We start from the raw sequence: 15,980 nt of genomic DNA, 5'->3' as shown, positions 1-15,980 counted from the left end.
ACGCCCACGAAAATCGCAGGCGTTCACAATATAATTCTATTTCTTTCTCATCTTCTCTGGAATATACACGCAAAATGGCTCTGATGCCATATAGTTTCCAGTTGCGCCGTAGGCACGTGCTCTTGATCCACCACAAACTTTGTTGAACTCACAAATACCACATTTACCTTCGTACTTATCTGGTGAACGCAAGTCTTTTAAAATAGGGCTTTCGCGGTAGATGTCGCGCAGTCTATTTTCCTTAATGTTACCAACTACTAATGGCAAAAATCCACTTGGTGTAACATCACCAGTGTGTGATACGAAGATAAAACCATTTCCATCGTTAACTGCTTTTGGTGCTCTTGCTAGACCGTCAATGAACTGAGCCATGTCACGCGTCTTAGTACCTTCGAAAGTGATTTCCTCACCTGTAGTACCGTTTTCCTTAGCACGTTGTTGGAATACAACACGACGATAGTGCTGACCAGCAGTTGTTTTTATATCATAAGGCGCAACTTTACTTAACTGGTATAGCCACTTGAATACTTCTTCGTGCTCAGCAGCTGATATGCAATCATCTATTGAAGCTCGTCCAGTTGGAATCATCATTAAAATGTACCAAACCGAAGTCTTCAACTCTTTCATCAATTCCGCCATTGGCTCAAGTTGGTGTAAGTTTGCTTTGTTAATGCAAGTATTGATTTGATGAGAAATACCAATTTCATTTAAATACTTAAGTTTCTCGATTGTTAAATCAAAAGTTCCCTCGATTCCGCGGAAAGCATCGTGCGTCTTAGCATCTGCACCGTCAATTGAGAAACTCCAACGAGAAATCCCAACTTTTTTCGCCATGTCCATGCGCTCTTTTGTTACTTCAACAGTAGCACTTGGGCTCATCGAAACACGCATTCCTTTTTTAATAGCGTAGTCTGCTAATTCAAAAAGGTCTTTTCGAAGCATGCAGTCCCCACCAGTGAAAACTAGCATCGGGTTGTCCATTTCGTAGATTTCATCGATTAGCGCGATACCTTGCTCGTGCGTTAACTCCTCTGGATGCGGATCAGGTTGCGCATCTGCACGACAGTGTTGGCATTTAAGCCCACATGCACGAGTAGTTTCCCAGATTACGATGAACGGGTTCTTATCGTAGTCAACGTTCATTCCTGGGTGCCCACCTGGATGGCCACCTTTACCGTGCGGATGTCCTCCCATTTTCATTTTATTTTCCATCTCAAATCACTCAATCCATTTTAGTTTTCTAAATAAAGATTTTACACAAAAATCTGGCGAAAGTCCATTGATGGACTTGCCGCTATTGTCCAACAAAACTTTCCTAGCGACCTTGAATTCATGACCAACCATACTATCTAGCAGCACTCAGGTGTTTGGCCTATCGATTAAAGTTTGGCTACTTGTTTGTTAATGTAGAAATATTTTACCTTCATCCCCATCGACATCTACCTTCCAGCCCTCTTTAATCACTTGCATGACTCCAGGTATATTCACGACAGCGGGAATGCCATATTCCCTTGCCACAATGGCCCCGTGGGATAAGAAACCTCCGGTTTCCATAATCACAGCACTGGCTTTTAAAAACAACGGCGTCCAACCTGGATCAGTGGATGGCGCTACCATTACATCCCCCGGCTGCAATCTGCTTCCTTCATCCGGATGACGGATCAATCGAGCTGTTCCGGAGGCTCTTCCGGCGGCAACAGGCACACCTGCCAGGAAATTGCCGGAACTTCGGGCAGCAGGTTCCGAATACTTAGGAGTGTCTCCCATAATAATATCCGGAGGTGCAATAGCCTCCATTTCACTCATGAAGATCTTTCGTTCGGCAACCAGTGCCCGGAGCCCGTCACCTTCCCATTCGCCGTCTAATATTGTAATCAGCTCAGGCCAGGTACAGAAGTAAATATCGCTTTGCTTTTCTATAATATCCCGTTCACAAAAACGAGAACCTATCTCCTGGGCTATCATCCGGTAAGCCTCCATCAGTACGGCCATCACTGATTTGGTCTTTTCCCGTACAGCAGCTCCTTCCTGAGCTCCCCTAATTAATTCCTTAATCGAACTATGCATATTAGAGGGTACTGTTTTTTCAATTTCCCACCAAGCTTGTTCGAATTTTTCCTTTTGCTTTGCCTTCAATTTAGCCAGATCAGCGGTGTTTATTGTACTACGTATAATGTCCATCAGGTAAGAAGGATCTTCCTTCCACCTGGGGTTAATGATATCCAGCTCGTAGACTGCCCGATGCCCGTATTCTTTTAAAAACTCGCGAAAGGCCTGCTTAAAAGGTGATCGTTCAGATAATTGCTCTTCCCAGCCCGTCGGGTCAAAGGCTGGGCCGGTTAAAAATTGAACAGCATCATGATCCTGGCGAGCAATTTCGGCCAATTCTACAAGTTTGTAGCCATGATCTGCGCTCGTTATGTCCGCCGTTCCACCAACCATTAAGCCATTGATAATCATCGGAGTCCCGTAAGCGAAATATTCCATTAGGATATTAATGAGTCTCCCTATGGCCATAGAAGCCGCTCCGCTTAAAAAGGTGAACTCCCCAGCAAATCCTTGAGATATCTTACCCAGATCGTTATGTAGTTGAATAAACCTCTTATCTGATAAATGCCTAAATCCATCCTTCGTTAGGTCGTTGATGGAACCCATGACCCGAGCATGAATTGTCCCGGCATTTTTTGTTGCCTCATTCACTAAATCGTTGTATTTTATTCCTCGCTCTATTCGTTTCTTACCAATGATCCCTTCAAAAGGTTTGGGGTCCTTTAGCTCAATTTCCGGCTGGTGCCCTCCCCAGCCAGCATTAAAGTCACGGGGCAATGCCCCCATCGCATCAAACATAGCCCATTGTAGCGCCGATAGATTACAATACAGACGGCCGTTGAAAAACCTGGAGAATTGTAATCCTTCCGGTAAAGGATAACCGGTTTCGGTAAAATTGAATTTAAGAATTTTATCGATGGTATTAATTGCTGAACGACGATTGAGGGGTGACAGGACCATTGGCATGGCATCCCTATAATTTCCGTTGGACCAGATATCAGCTTGGTTCTTTAAAGCGTCAAAGGTCTTACGGGGTAAGGAAGTTACCGGTCTGGCCTGTACTAAAACGAAATCCCGGCCATCAAAAACCCATTCCACATCCTGGTGTTGATCAAAATGCCCCAGAGCTTCGAAAACCCTTAAAAGGAGTAAGCCCAACTTTTCAATTTTCTCATCCGGCAACACCCGTCTGGTAAAATATTCCGCAGTTGGCACAAATTGAGTTCCTCCACCATCTTTAAGGCAGGTTGCTCCTTCCTTCCGCCCAGTTTTTCGTTCAATTAACTGAGGCACTGCGTACGCTGGATTGGCCTCCAGATAATATGTATCCGGCTCCACAGTGCCCGCTACAACGCTTTCGCCCAGGCCAAAATTAGCATTGATAACCAAAATATCCCGCCGTCCGGTTTGGGGATCACAGGTAAAACCGACTCCGGCAGCTTGGGCGTCCACCATCTCCATCACGACCACCCCAGTAACTACCTCATCATCGCTGATCCTTAGTTTCCTGCGGTATGCTATCGCTTGATTCGACCACAGGGAGGCATAACACCCTTTTATAGACTCCAGGATATTATTCCAGCCACGGACATTTAGGAACGATTCATGGATACCCGCAAAGGAGGCCTGTGCGGAATCTTCCGCTGAAGCGGACGATCTTACGGCCATTGGTCTTTCAAGAATGCCCAGGCTGTCGAGCATGGTTCTTAATTCTTCTATGATAAGCTGAGGTATAGAGCCCCCTTTGATTTTTTCCCTTAATTGACTCAATTTGTCCTGGTTTTCAGGTTCCTCTATGTTTCCGAGAGTTACTGATTCGGAAATGTTTTTAACTCTGTCCTCTAATCTGTTGTGCTTGATAAACTCAGCGTAAGCGCGGGTAATAAGGGCCCCTCCCATGGGAATTTTGAAGCCGTACTTCGCCAGACGTCCCAAATTCCAGCCCTTCCCGCCGGCCTCTTGTACTCCGCACCAGAAAGCTTCATCCCACGTTAAAACGTATTTGTCTTTGGATTTAGTCACTTAAACCACTCCCCCCAAACTATTTATGGCATGTGCTGCATTATATCTTGGACCCTCCTCTGTAATTGGCCCCCTCTAAGAATAGATCGACCATATTAGCGATCTCTTTGCGCAGTTCTATCTTTGATGAGTCATTCAACCACTCCATGACAACAAAGCCGCGCAGAAAGTCTAATTGTTTTACCAACAGGTTAGCCGAGATATCTTGCCTGATTTCACCTGCCTCCTGGCCTAACTTAATAATCTCGGCAAGAAGGCTTTGAGTACCGCCGCTTTCGTATCCTGCTCCCTGAGACATGTTTTTGAAACGATAGCCTAAGCTAATCCCTATAAGCTCCGGGTTAATTTCTACTTCTTTATATACTTTGTCCAGTGTATTTAGCAGACGCGACCTTGTATCGGGGAAGTCAGGTAGTGTGACCAAAGCCTGCTGTGTAAATTCTTTGGAAAGGCCTCTAACATAATCGTCGACAATGGCCTCTTTAACAGGAAAGTGATTGTACAGGGTTTTCCTGGCAATATCTGCTTCTTCGGCTATCTGCTCCATAGTTGTATTGTTAAACCCCTGGCTTTGAAATAAATCAATTGCTGCTTTAATAATTTTCTGCTGTGTTTCCTTCTTCTTCCTTTCGACCCTGCCTTCGACCGCTATATCTCTTGGTTCCACACTACGCCTCCTCTGTATTTATTTCCTTACAACAAACCGAAGTTAATGATGATAATAAATATACGTTGGGCACAATTACACATTGTGTATATAATAATTATCTTCATTTGCTGCGAATGTGTCAATACCTAGTTATGATTTTTCTAAATACAAATTTTCTTTACGGGCGACAAAAAAACCGAGGACTGACTACCTCGGTTTTTTCTGCTTAATTGCTTGAATATCGCATAGCACACATATCCTCAGCGCTGGAGAGGTCTGTGCTTATCAAAGCCTTAGTGTTCATATCACAAATCATCTTGCTGCAGGCGATTTTTCTGGGTTCTGGGCCAGGATTACTTCTACTGGTGTATAAGGCAGATTTTGATCATCAGCTACAGCCTTAAAAGTTACCTGTCCATTATAAACATTAAGCCCACGCGCTAAGCCAGTATCATCCTTAAGAGCTTGTTGCCAGCCTTTATTGGCGATTTTCAAAGCATATGGGAGTGTGGCATTCGTTAAAGCAAAGGTGGAAGTACGCGACACTGCGCCAGGCATATTGGCAACTGAATAATGCACTACGCCATACTTCATATATGTAGGATCGCTATGAGTTGTGACCCGGTCAATGGTCGCAATAGAACCGCCTTGATCAATGGCTACATCAACAATCACCGAACCCGCTTCCATGGATTTAACCATCTCTTCGCTCACAATCTTGGGAGCTTTAGCACCAGGGATCAGCACTGCCCCAACCAAAAGATCAGCTTTTGCTACCCACTTTCCGATATTATAACTGTTGGACATGACCGTCGTGACTCTACCGCCAAAAATATCATCCAGATAAGCAAGACGGTCGCCTGAGTTATCAATAATCGTAACCCGGGCACCCATCCCAATAGCCATTTTCGCTGCATTGGTACCTACAATACCACCACCAATAATGACGACTTGGGCTGATTCTACGCCAGGGACGCCGCCTAAGAGGATACCCTTACCACTCCTTGGTTTTTCGAGCATTTGTGCGCCAATTTGCACTGCCATACGGCCCGCAACTTCGCTCATAGGGGATAAGAGAGGCAAGGTATTATTTCGTCCTACAATAGTTTCATAAGCAATTCCAGTTACTTTTTTCTCCAGCATTGCCTTAGTGAGCTCAACCTCAGGTGCTAAATGCAAGTACGTAAATAAGATTTGCCCTTCGTGAAATAAATCATATTCCGCAGCTAAGGGTTCTTTCACTTTAATAATCATTTCCGAACGGTCAAATAAATCTTTCTTGTCGGCGATGATGGTTGCACCAGTTTTAATATAACTTTCATCTAAAAAACCACTACCCAAACCGGCACTTTGCTCAACTAATACTGTATGCCCTGCTCTGCACAAATCTTCTGCACCTGCTGGAGTCAGCCCGACACGGTTTTCGCTGTCTTTAATTTCCTTTACAACACCAATAATCATGATGAATCCCCCTTATTATTTCTTGCATCATATACTGTGTACGGTTCTCTAAATCCATCGTTATCCTCCTGTTGACTCACTGATGCAAGAAGCGTACCAATTCACCAACGCCTATTCTGTCTGAATTAACCATAATCGTCTGTTTGTTCTGTAAACTTCTGTTTCCAAAGATACTTCCACTGTTACGAAAAGTTTCCAAAATCAATACAAGCAGAACCCCCAATCAGAGATGCTGCTTGTATTGATCCAGCTTAGCTAACGATTTACTATTTAAAAGACAACTCATACTTGCGCATTTTTTTTAGAACTGCAGTATGAGACAGTCCAAGTACCGCCCCCATACGCCTCGATGATGGGAAACGCAGCGCGGTCTCCTGTAGAATAATACGCTCTATTTCCCCTAAGCGTTCTTCTAATGTTTGATATGTTTCAAACTGCACTAGATTTGGCAGTGTCGATAAACCAGATAACCGACGACCTAAAAATATATGCTCTGACTGTACTTCGGCGCCGTCCACCAGATTCACTGCCCGCTCAATAATGTTTTTTAATTCCCGCACATTACCTGGCCAATTATAACCCTCTAAGCGTTGTAACGCCGAGGGAGAAAATCCCTTTACCGAACGCTGTAATTTATCGGCAAAATGTTTCAAAAAAAGTTCACTGAGCAATCGGATATCTTCAAATCGTTCTCTTAGAGGCGGTATTACCAATGAGATCACATTCAGTCGATAATATAAATCTTCCCGAAACGTCTTATCTGCCACCATATCCTCCAGATTACGGTTAGTAGCAGCAATAATCCGCACATCAACGGCTACTTCCTTGTTGCTCCCCACCCGCCGTACGCGCTGTTCCTGCAGTACACGCAGCAACTTCACTTGTAAATGAGCAGATACGTCTCCCACTTCATCAAGAAATAAAGTTCCGCCATTGGCTAGTTCAAATAGCCCCGGCTTGCCTCCTTTGACCGCCCCAGTAAAAGCGCCTTCTTCATACCCAAACAGTTCACTTTCCTGCAACGTATCTGGAATGGCCGCACAGTTAATAGGTACAAAGGCAGCATTAGCCCTTCTTGAAGCACTATGCAAGGCCCTGGCGAATAATTCCTTACCCGTTCCGGTTTCACCATTAATGAGTATCGTTGAGTCACTTGCAGCACATCGGCGAGCTTGTCCCAGCACCTTTTCCATGACCGGACTGGCAAAAGGAATGTCGTCAAAGGTCATAGGTAACGAAGTTGTCATACTACGCATTAAGTTCCTTACATCCTGAGAATCCCTAATTACTGCAACCACACCAACCACATCACCGCTTTTATTCCTTAGAGGTATGGTATTGACAACACAATAAGCATGATCTAAGGCAATGAACACTTCCCGATTGTTATGCTGACAACCAGTTTGCAGAGTTTCTTGTATCAGCAAGTTTTTAAAGAGCGTAGATCCTAATGGTTGTCCCTGAACCTGTTGAGCCGACAACCTAAGCATACGAACGGCCGCGGGATTACATTGTGTAATAATACCATCCTGATTAACAGCTAAAATACCATCATGTACAGAAGTTAAAATGGCATCCAGTTGTTCAGCTCGTCCTTTTGATGGCATAAAGGAAATCTCCTCTATTTTTTGCACCCCACTTATGCTGCTCAGTTCTTGAATAAACCCGATACGTTGGTCTTGGAGAACAGTCTGGCACTCCAAAAATACGACGCCCTCTTCCACTTCCATTGATATAATATTAGTCTCACGCTTCGTCAAAATCGACGTAATATCATAAACAATGCCGACACGATCGATAAATGATATGCGCAAATACACGGTTCCTACGCTCCTCTCTCCAGAATTGTTATCATAATACGAATAATACCATAATACGTCCCCAATAAATATTCCAAATATTTAAGCGTTTCCGCAAATTAAACGCCACGATAATTTTACGAATCCCCAGTTTGACTCGCCTGTAACCATAGTCATGATCATTCCATCGAAGAACATCATACAGGAGATTAAATCAGATACCCCAGGGAAGTCATATGATTTCCCTGGGGTACCTGTAAGACAAAAGGAGCATGATTCAAATTCACAGAAGGAGCCATTTTATCTTTTCAGCTTCTTGAACAAACCTTTTGCTTAGATCGAAAAGATTTTTGCCATGAAAATCAGCATCTACAACAACCGGATCATAGGAGAAATGCCCTAAAATCGGCAGAAAGTTCATCTCTTGTTCAAGCTCAGCAAATTGCCCTTCTAGCACACGGGATATTGGCTTCACCAACCCCACGAGTCCGGATAGAGTTATATAAGAATCTATCGCAAGAGTATCAGAGGTAACAAGTCATTTCTGCTCAAACGCTGGGAAATCGATGTGAAAGGTTGTCCCCTTCCCCAACTGGCTGACCACATCAATGTTGCCGCCTTGTAACTGTACCATCTTTTTCACAATCACCAGACCCAGGCCACTCCCATTTTCCTGAATGCGGTTATCACGTTGGTTTTTGGTCCGGTAAAAGCGTTCCCAGATATGCGGTAGATCCTCAGGTGCTATGCCAATCCCATTATCCTCAATACTAAGCAGAATATTACCCCGTCGGTTTTCCACACTAATCCTGATTGCACCATTCTCCGTAGCCCTGATTGCATTCTTCAGCAGATTTCTGATCACCTGTTCCATCCGGTCAGCATCCCCAAGTACCATGGCCTTTTCGCTTTTCCTGAGCACTAAAATCGAGATGTTTGTGCGATTGGCCACTGGCTCCATGGACGTAGCCACTCCCTGTGCCAGAGCATTCAAGTCAATGGGTAGTCTTTCTACCGTGACATTGCCGCTTTCCAGACGGCTTAATTCCAAAAGATCATCCACCAGTCTGCAGATATGAACCGTTTGCGTGTGAATCGTGTCTAAATACCTCCCCTGGACAGCCTCATCTTGTACAATGCCGTCGCGGATGGCCTCAACAAAGCCCTGGACAGCCGTCAGAGGGGTCCGTAACTCATGAGATATCTCAGCAAATAAGCGGGTTCGTTCCTCTTCCATCCTGCTGCTCTCGGTCTGAATCTTCTGCAGTCGTTCCGCCAATTTATTAAGCTGGCCGCCGAGAACATTGATCTCGTCCAAGGGCTGGTCCCTATCGCTCAAAACATAACTCCCTCTGCTAATCTCAGCAACATTAGCCGTTAAACGAGAAATTGGCCTGGAAATGTACATAGCCAGATAAACAGAAACGATAATAATAAACAGCAGAATGACCATACCCCCGAGAAGCATGTAAAAACGCATTTTGCTTAAAGCAAGGTCGAGATTGGATGATTTCGTTTCCAGCAAAATACCGTTCGTTAAACTACCCTTATTGTTCCCCATGGGCACGGCGGCAGCAAAGATTGGCTGTCCGGTATCCGGATCCACAGATCGGGTCGTCGATATTAAACCTTTTTGAAGTATTTGAATGTATTTGTTATCGATTTGGCTGCCAGGCACCATTTCCTGCTCAGCAGATGTGGCTGTAATCTTTCCTGTCATATCAAAAATTGTAATTTTAGCGTCAAAGATACCGGCCAGATATTTCAAGAAGTCCTGCTGAGCCTGAACCTGACTGTTTGATCGCTGATCAAACGGGACACTCCATGCGCTGTCCGTTTGCTGGAGTAAAGCAAAGTTTACTCGTTTAGCTTCCCGTAACAATTCTTGTTGAATCTGATCATAGGTTACCTGCTTAACCACAAAGCCGGAAAAAAGCATCACGACAATAAAAGCTATGACAAAAGCTGTGACATTCGTAAACAAGATCCTAGTGTAAAGATTTTTGTTGAATTGTTCCTGAAGTAAACGTTTAATACGAAGCCCAAATCGATGGAGGGCTCGGATAACCCATTGAAGTTTTTCCCTGCCCTTCTCCAGATAACTATTCACGGCGTGGTCGCTCCTCCTTTGGCAGGAGGTGTAAACTGGTATCCCACACCCCAAACGGTAGTCAAGTATTCAACCGGCAAAGATGCCAGTTTGGTCCTTAACCTGCGGATGTGGACATCTATCGTCCGCTGATCACCGAAGAAATCATATCCCCAAACAGCTGCAAGCAGTTCCTCCCGGCTGAAAATCCGGCGCGGATTCAGGGCTAGGTAATACATCAAATCGAATTCTTTGGGAGTAACTTCCGCTTTTTCACCATCAATCAAAACGGTCCTGGTATCCGCCAGGATTTCCAGCCCCGGATATTTTAATTTCCAATACGTTGCTTTTTCTATCGGTTGGGTACGGCGCAAGACCGCTTTTATTCTGGCCACCAATTCCCTGGGACTGAAAGGTTTGGAAACATAATCATCGGCTCCCATTTCCAGTCCCAAAACGCGGTCTGCTTCCTCCCCCTTAGCTGTGAGCATGATAATCGGAACCATCCGAACCGCCCTTAATTTACGACAGAGGGTTAACCCGTCCTGACCAGGAAGCATGATATCCAGGATTACCACATCAGGATTTTCTCGGTCGAATACGGCGAGAACCAAGTCGCCGTCGCTCACACCAATAACTTTAAAACCTTCCCTTTCACCATATAATTTAACCAGTTCCAAAACGTTTTGGTCATCGTCAACCAGCAGCACCTTACCACAATAGGCCATTTTTTTCCTCCCTCGGCGGCAGCCTTTCCAACAAAGCATTGAGCCCATTTTTACAATCTTGAAGTTACAGTCAAAGGGACATTTTGGTATGGATCTCCAACGATCTCGCCAATTCCAACATCAATAATGTTTCGCTTAAAAGAGCTTCCTGCTTCCAAGAGTTCGAAACCGCCGATGGATTTATTCCAAATCACCTGGTACATAACCGAGGAAATGCTAATAAAATCACCTTCATAAACATTACTACCCTTGGCATCAGACAAACCGGTCCACTGCAGCAAGTCAAACTTTTCAGCCGGTTCCCACGAACGACCGGGCACACTGACTGCGAAGGGAGCTAACGTCTGTGTATCAAAGGAAATGGCTTGAGGCTTAAACATTTTTTGTCTGACCTTATCCCAAACTCGGAATTTAAGTTCTTTCAATTTACTTCCTCCTTGAGACCTCCATAGTGTCTCACTTAGTAATACTTAAGAATATTACTTTTTATGGGGGTACCAATAATAATAAACTCATTTTTCAGCGTAACGGGATATTCCCTAAAATGTTTAACTTAGACCGTTATTTCATCCACCGATTTATATCCCGGAAGGAACCGGCAAGTTGGCAGTCCTCCTTTCAAAATGCATAAAAGAGTCCTGCGTTAACAAACTGAACGCAGGACCCTATTTCAGAAGTTTTCTCTTGAAAGCGCTTACGAAGTTAGCTGATGGATTCGGGCTAAGAGATAGCCCTACCGGCTTAAGCCGGATTCGCCCCGAAAATATGGGTCCCCCGTTTCCACTAAGTGCGGAACTCAGCGCGTCTTAAGCTATTTAGTTGGAATGGCTGACAACTATTTTTTAGCATTATAAGTTGGCAGTCAAGGCGTGTCAACCTTATTCGTCAAGGAAAATGTTTCCTTGACTGGAAGGCGTTAAAATGATAAGAATTCTTCGCCTCATTTCGTAATTATACCGGAGGCATATTAAATGGTATTTACCAAACTATGAACGTGTTTTACGAAAGTGTGAACAAATGTTACAAACCGGAGATTACACGATTATGCTGATTAGTTATCCGTACATACAAGTGCCATACAACTATCGACCAACTACTTCACTCGTCCGGAGGATAATGATACAATGTGACCTAGGAATCGGGAATTTATTACGGATTTAATTATAATTTCTCGGGGAGGTATCACGTTTTGCAGACTTACTTTCATACTAACTCATATGACACCCCTCCAAATAAACGTTTTTTGGGGGACCGTCTTGTTCTGGATACCCGATTGGTTTTTGTAGCCGGAGTAGTCAATGTTATAAACCGGGCACGTATTTTGGCGAATCAAGGACGCTATGATGATGCTGTTTGGGTTAAATCGAGCATCGATATCTTAAAAATTATTGAGGGGTGCGGCGGTAAATTTCATTTAAGAGGGTTAGATAATATCTCTTCTTGTCATGAGCCGGTTGTATTTATCAGTAATCATATGAGCACCTTGGAAACCTTTGTATTTCCTTGCTTAATCGAACCCTTCATGAATGTGACGTTTGTTGTTAAAGACAGCTTAATTAAACATCCGTTCTTTGGCTCAATCATGCGTTCAAGAGATCCCATCGTCGTAGGCAGAGATAACCCTCGGGAAGACTTTAAAATAGTCATGGAAAAAGGAAAAGAGCTTTTAAATAAAGGAACATCTGTTATCATATTCCCTCAGAGTACGAGAACCTTAACCTTTGAACCTGAAAAATTTAATTCCTTAGGGATCAAATTAGCCAAGGCTGCTGGGGTTAAAGTAATTCCGGCAGCAATTAAAACTGATTTCTGGGGATATGGCAAAATTCTTAAAGATTTGGGCCCAATAAGCAGGAATAAGCCTATATACATGAATTTTGGCGAGCCATTCTCAATAAAAGGCAGTGGTAAGGATGAACATCAAGCCATCGTTGATTTTATACAGAGAAATTTGAATGATTGGGAAACCACCTGAATCTGCGAGACATACTAACCCCCTATGATACGTTCACATATCATAGGGGGATCTGTTTCAAGCACGCTATTATTTTGATCAATCGAGAATCCGTCAAACCAAACGAGAGATAAAGGGGAACGAGCATTGAAGTATCCATCTATCAAAGTTGCTGAATTTATAAGACGACCTAATAGGTTTATCGCTCATGTCCTATTAGACAACCATGAAGAAATTGTTCATGTAAAAAACACAGGTCGGTGCAAAGAGATCCTCCAGGAAGGCGCAACGGTGATTTTGGAAGAAGCAAAAAATAAGGAGCGAAAAACTAAGTACTCGTTGATTGCCGTATATAAGGGAGATGCTCTGATCAATATTGATTCACAGATCCCCAATATGGTTGTATATCAAGGTATTAAGGAAGGGAAAATTAAGGGGATTCCCGATGTTACAAAACTCTCCAAAGAGAGAGTTTATAATAATTCCAGATTTGATTTGTACTTTGAAACTAAAGAACTAAGAGGGTTTGTAGAAGTTAAAGGTGTAACACTTGAAACCGAGGGAATTGCCATGTTCCCGGATGCTCCTACTCAAAGGGGCTGCAAACATATCTACGAAATGATCAGGGCTGTGGAAGAAGGGTATGCCGGTTTCATTTTCTTTCTCATCCAGATGACGGGTGTAAAGTATTTTACCCCCTTTGAATTAAGGGATCCGGAATTTGCCAAGGCACTGCGGTTGGCAAGTGAAAAAGGAGTGAAGGTCCTGGCTTATGATTCGATAGTTTCTGATGACGAGATAAGCATAGGAGCTCCGGTAGAGGTCCGTTTTTGATAATAGACCGACTATTTTACTACGAGGTCAAAGTCTCTCTCAGCTTCTTCGATAATTGCGGCAGCAGAATGCCCGGTAATATGCTTCTTCTGTATATGGATGGCAGTAACCTCCCGTTTTCTACCTCTAACCGGGTAGGGGGCTGATCATTAATTGATCAGCCCCCTACCCGGTTTTTACAATTTTCCATTATTTAAGTGCGAAGACTAAATTCCTGTACAATTGGTGTAGTTAACCAAAAACTGTTTATATCGGTGTCAAAAAAATTACGAATGAAGTCAATACCGAAGCAGAAGACAATATGTTCATTGAGTACAACATTCGAGAGATAGGCGCGTTATGCAAGCTCGTTTCTTGCTTCCTCTAAATGCCTCCGCATAAGGCTCTGCGCTTCTCCTGAATCATGACGCGAAATCGCCTCATAAATTGCGACATGCTCCTGAACAGTACGAAGTCCACCTATGTCATGACTAAAACGAAGGGGCCCAGCCCTTTTAATTAACTCAAAAATATGTACAACCAATGTTTGGAGAAGCCGATTCATAAGAGTGTTCTGAGAAGCTTGGGCAACCATATAGTGAAATCGCATATCCGCCTTCGCATAGGCATCTAAGTCATGATGTTCTCTTTGCATATCCTTAAGTGCATGCTCAATCCAACGCAAGCTTTCCTCACTGGCCCGCTCTGCAGCTAAGCGAGCACATTCTGCCTCGAGGGTAATACGTATTTCCCATAGTTCATCAAGGCGAGTCGGTTCGACAGATAAGGCTAAGGCTAAGGGGTTAATCACATAGTCCAGCTGAACATCACGAACAAACGTCCCGCCCCCCGGCTTAATTTCTACCAAGCCTAAAAGTTCCATAGTTCGCAAAGCCTCGCGCAGTGTTGTACGGCTTACGCCCAATTCTGCAGCCATCTCCCGTTCTCCCATCAAACGATCGCCGGGACTCAACTTTCCTTCGATAATTAGATTATTAATTTGTTTTAATACCTCTTGATACGTCCGGTGCGGCTTAACTTTTTCAAATTGCATGAAGACCCTCCATGACACCAGTGTATCAAAAACGAAATCGGAATTCCATGGCAACTTATTAAGCTGCCTTGTTTTCTTTATGAAGGGTTGTAATTACTAATGGCTGATCCGGACGAACAAGGAACCAGGCGCACACTCCAATAACTCCAATGAATGCAGTTGCTGAAATTGCCCACTGCCATCCATAACGAAGCGCAATAATTGCGGTGAGAGTGGGTGCTACCACACCTCCGATATTACCACAGAGATTCATCCAGCCTGATATTGAACCCGTAAATTTCTGTCCCAATTCATTACAGCTTGCCCACGAGGAACTAAACGTAAATCCTAATGACCCTAGGGATATGGAAAGCCAAACCACTGTAATAATCGGATTTGTTGATCCTGCAGCCAAATACAAGGCTATGCTGGACACTACTAAACCAATTGCTCCAAAAGCAGTCCGTACTCGATTAACCGAAACTCCCTTGGCAATCAGTCGATCGCTTAAGAATCCACTTGATAAGGTCGTAATAGCTAAAGCCAGCCACGGAAAAGCTGCTGCGATTCCCATTTGCTTCAGAGAAAATTTCTGGGCTTCCATTAAATAGATAGGCAGCCAGGACAAATAAACATACATAATATAGTCCGCGACAAAGTATTCAATTCCAATCGCCCAGAACTGGACAGAACCAATGAAGTTTCGCCAAGGAGCCATTTCCTTTTTCGTCGTTTCCGGATTAGTTTTGCCTTCCATAATTATTGCCAGCTCAGACTTATTAACAAGGGGATGATCCTTAGGATAATCACGGGCAATAAGCCACCAACCCAACGCAACTAAAACTCCGATTCCTCCAAAGATATAAAAAATAGCTTTCCAGCCAAACGTCGTAATAACCGCTACGGTAACCGCCGGAGCCAGGACAGGCCCAACAAAAGAACCTGCCAAAATAAAAGAATTAGCTGTTCCCCTTTCCTTAGCATTAAACCAATTTCTGACCAAAACACTGCCTCCTGGGTAAAGCGGTCCTTCACCAACGCCAAACAGAGCACGCACAATACCAAACGTCAAAAAATTACTTGAAGCTGCTGTGAAAAATGTAAATGCCGACCACCAAGAAATTGCCAAGGTCATGGCCTTCCGTGCTCCAAAATATTCTGCGACCATTCCACCAGGAATTTGCATGACAGCATAACCGATAAAAAATAAGGTTTGCATCATTCCGAACTGAACTTTGTCAAAGTGAAACTCTTTCATAATCATAGGACCAGCGACGGACAAATTAACGCGATCCATATAAGCCACAAATCCCAGTACAAAAAGAAATACTCCCAGAACCCAGCGAATCTTCGTTGGTTTTATTTCCATCTCACTTTCATCCT

The 15,980-nt window shown here is 43.8% G+C and carries 13 protein-coding genes and 1 riboswitch; of the genes, 2 read left to right on the top strand and 11 right to left on the bottom strand.

Going from position 1 to position 15,980, the window contains the following annotated elements:
- Nucleotides 1–36: 36 nt before the first annotated feature.
- The 9 genes from B5Y67_RS03470 to B5Y67_RS03430 all read right to left on the bottom strand — a co-directional run bounded on the left by B5Y67_RS03470 (nucleotide 37) and on the right by B5Y67_RS03430 (nucleotide 11,222).
- Nucleotides 37–1,212, bottom strand: a complete 1,176-nt coding sequence (locus B5Y67_RS03470; RefSeq protein WP_170932568.1) for a TIGR04053 family radical SAM/SPASM domain-containing protein — start codon at nucleotides 1,210–1,212, stop codon at nucleotides 37–39.
- Between the two features lie 189 nt (nucleotides 1,213–1,401).
- A complete protein-coding gene (locus B5Y67_RS03465; protein WP_088225161.1) occupies nucleotides 1,402–4,071 on the bottom strand; it encodes a PEP/pyruvate-binding domain-containing protein in 2,670 nt (889 codons plus the stop codon).
- 40 nt (nucleotides 4,072–4,111) lie between these two features.
- Nucleotides 4,112–4,738 carry a TetR/AcrR family transcriptional regulator gene (locus tag B5Y67_RS03460; RefSeq protein ID WP_088225160.1) on the bottom strand — a complete coding sequence of 209 codons (627 nt, stop codon included), beginning with the start codon at nucleotides 4,736–4,738 and terminating at the stop codon, nucleotides 4,112–4,114.
- A 294-nt stretch (nucleotides 4,739–5,032) separates the two neighbouring features.
- Complete coding sequence (gene ald / locus B5Y67_RS03455; RefSeq protein ID WP_088225159.1) at nucleotides 5,033–6,181, bottom strand: alanine dehydrogenase; 1,149 nt, start codon at nucleotides 6,179–6,181, stop codon at nucleotides 5,033–5,035.
- Between the two features lie 266 nt (nucleotides 6,182–6,447).
- Nucleotides 6,448–8,001, bottom strand: a complete 1,554-nt coding sequence (locus tag B5Y67_RS03450) for a sigma 54-interacting transcriptional regulator (protein ID WP_088225158.1) — start codon at nucleotides 7,999–8,001, stop codon at nucleotides 6,448–6,450.
- Between the two features lie 262 nt (nucleotides 8,002–8,263).
- Nucleotides 8,264–8,437, bottom strand: a complete 174-nt coding sequence (locus B5Y67_RS03445; protein ID WP_242975813.1) for a hypothetical protein — start codon at nucleotides 8,435–8,437, stop codon at nucleotides 8,264–8,266.
- A gap of 81 nt (nucleotides 8,438–8,518) precedes the next feature.
- The gene (locus tag B5Y67_RS03440; RefSeq protein WP_088225157.1) at nucleotides 8,519–10,090 is read right to left on the bottom strand and encodes a HAMP domain-containing sensor histidine kinase; all 1,572 of its coding nucleotides are present in this window, start codon (nucleotides 10,088–10,090) and stop codon (nucleotides 8,519–8,521) included.
- Nucleotides 10,087–10,797: a response regulator transcription factor gene (locus B5Y67_RS03435; protein WP_088225156.1), complete on the bottom strand. Its 711-nt coding sequence runs from the start codon at nucleotides 10,795–10,797 to the stop codon at nucleotides 10,087–10,089. Before B5Y67_RS03435 ends, B5Y67_RS03440 begins: the two co-directional genes overlap by 4 nt.
- Before the next feature lie 50 nt (nucleotides 10,798–10,847).
- Entirely contained in the window at nucleotides 10,848–11,222 is a 375-nt protein-coding gene (locus tag B5Y67_RS03430; RefSeq protein ID WP_088225155.1) for a YopX family protein, read from the bottom strand.
- Between the two features lie 251 nt (nucleotides 11,223–11,473).
- Nucleotides 11,474–11,609: riboswitch (cyclic di-AMP (ydaO/yuaA leader) on the bottom strand.
- Nucleotides 11,610–11,986: 377 nt separating this feature from the next.
- Here B5Y67_RS03430 and B5Y67_RS03425 point away from each other — a divergent pair.
- Entirely contained in the window at nucleotides 11,987–12,772 is a 786-nt protein-coding gene (locus B5Y67_RS03425; RefSeq protein WP_088225154.1) for a lysophospholipid acyltransferase family protein, read from the top strand.
- Between the two features lie 126 nt (nucleotides 12,773–12,898).
- On the top strand, nucleotides 12,899–13,585 hold the full coding sequence (gene sfsA / locus B5Y67_RS03420; protein ID WP_088225153.1) for a DNA/RNA nuclease SfsA: 687 nt from the start codon (nucleotides 12,899–12,901) through the stop codon (nucleotides 13,583–13,585).
- A 337-nt stretch (nucleotides 13,586–13,922) separates the two neighbouring features.
- On the opposite strand, the gene B5Y67_RS03415 is transcribed toward sfsA, so the two are convergent.
- Nucleotides 13,923–14,618, bottom strand: coding sequence for a FadR/GntR family transcriptional regulator (locus tag B5Y67_RS03415; RefSeq protein WP_088225152.1), 696 nt, complete (start codon nucleotides 14,616–14,618; stop codon nucleotides 13,923–13,925).
- Nucleotides 14,619–14,676: 58 nt separating this feature from the next.
- Entirely contained in the window at nucleotides 14,677–15,966 is a 1,290-nt protein-coding gene (locus tag B5Y67_RS03410) for an MFS transporter (RefSeq protein ID WP_088225151.1), read from the bottom strand.
- Nucleotides 15,967–15,980 lie beyond the last annotated feature (14 nt).

This window comes from Desulfosporosinus sp. FKB, from assembly GCF_002196705.1.
Classification (GTDB): Bacteria; Bacillota; Desulfitobacteriia; order Desulfitobacteriales; family Desulfitobacteriaceae; genus Desulfosporosinus.
Note: the sequence above shows the minus strand (reverse complement) of the source record. Positions and strands in the feature narration are given on the sequence as shown.

What these genes read in the sequence shown, in the direction of transcription:
- B5Y67_RS03470 (WP_170932568.1), bottom strand. Translation starts at nt 1,212, where the DNA reads ATGGAAAATAAAATGAAAATGGGAGGACATCCGCACGGTAAAGGTGGC.
- ald (WP_088225159.1), bottom strand. Translation starts at nt 6,181, where the DNA reads ATGATTATTGGTGTTGTAAAGGAAATTAAAGACAGCGAAAACCGTGTC.
- B5Y67_RS03435 (WP_088225156.1), bottom strand. Translation starts at nt 10,797, where the DNA reads ATGGCCTATTGTGGTAAGGTGCTGCTGGTTGACGATGACCAAAACGTT.
- B5Y67_RS03415 (WP_088225152.1), bottom strand. Translation starts at nt 14,618, where the DNA reads ATGCAATTTGAAAAAGTTAAGCCGCACCGGACGTATCAAGAGGTATTA.
- B5Y67_RS03410 (WP_088225151.1), bottom strand. Translation starts at nt 15,966, where the DNA reads ATGGAAATAAAACCAACGAAGATTCGCTGGGTTCTGGGAGTATTTCTT.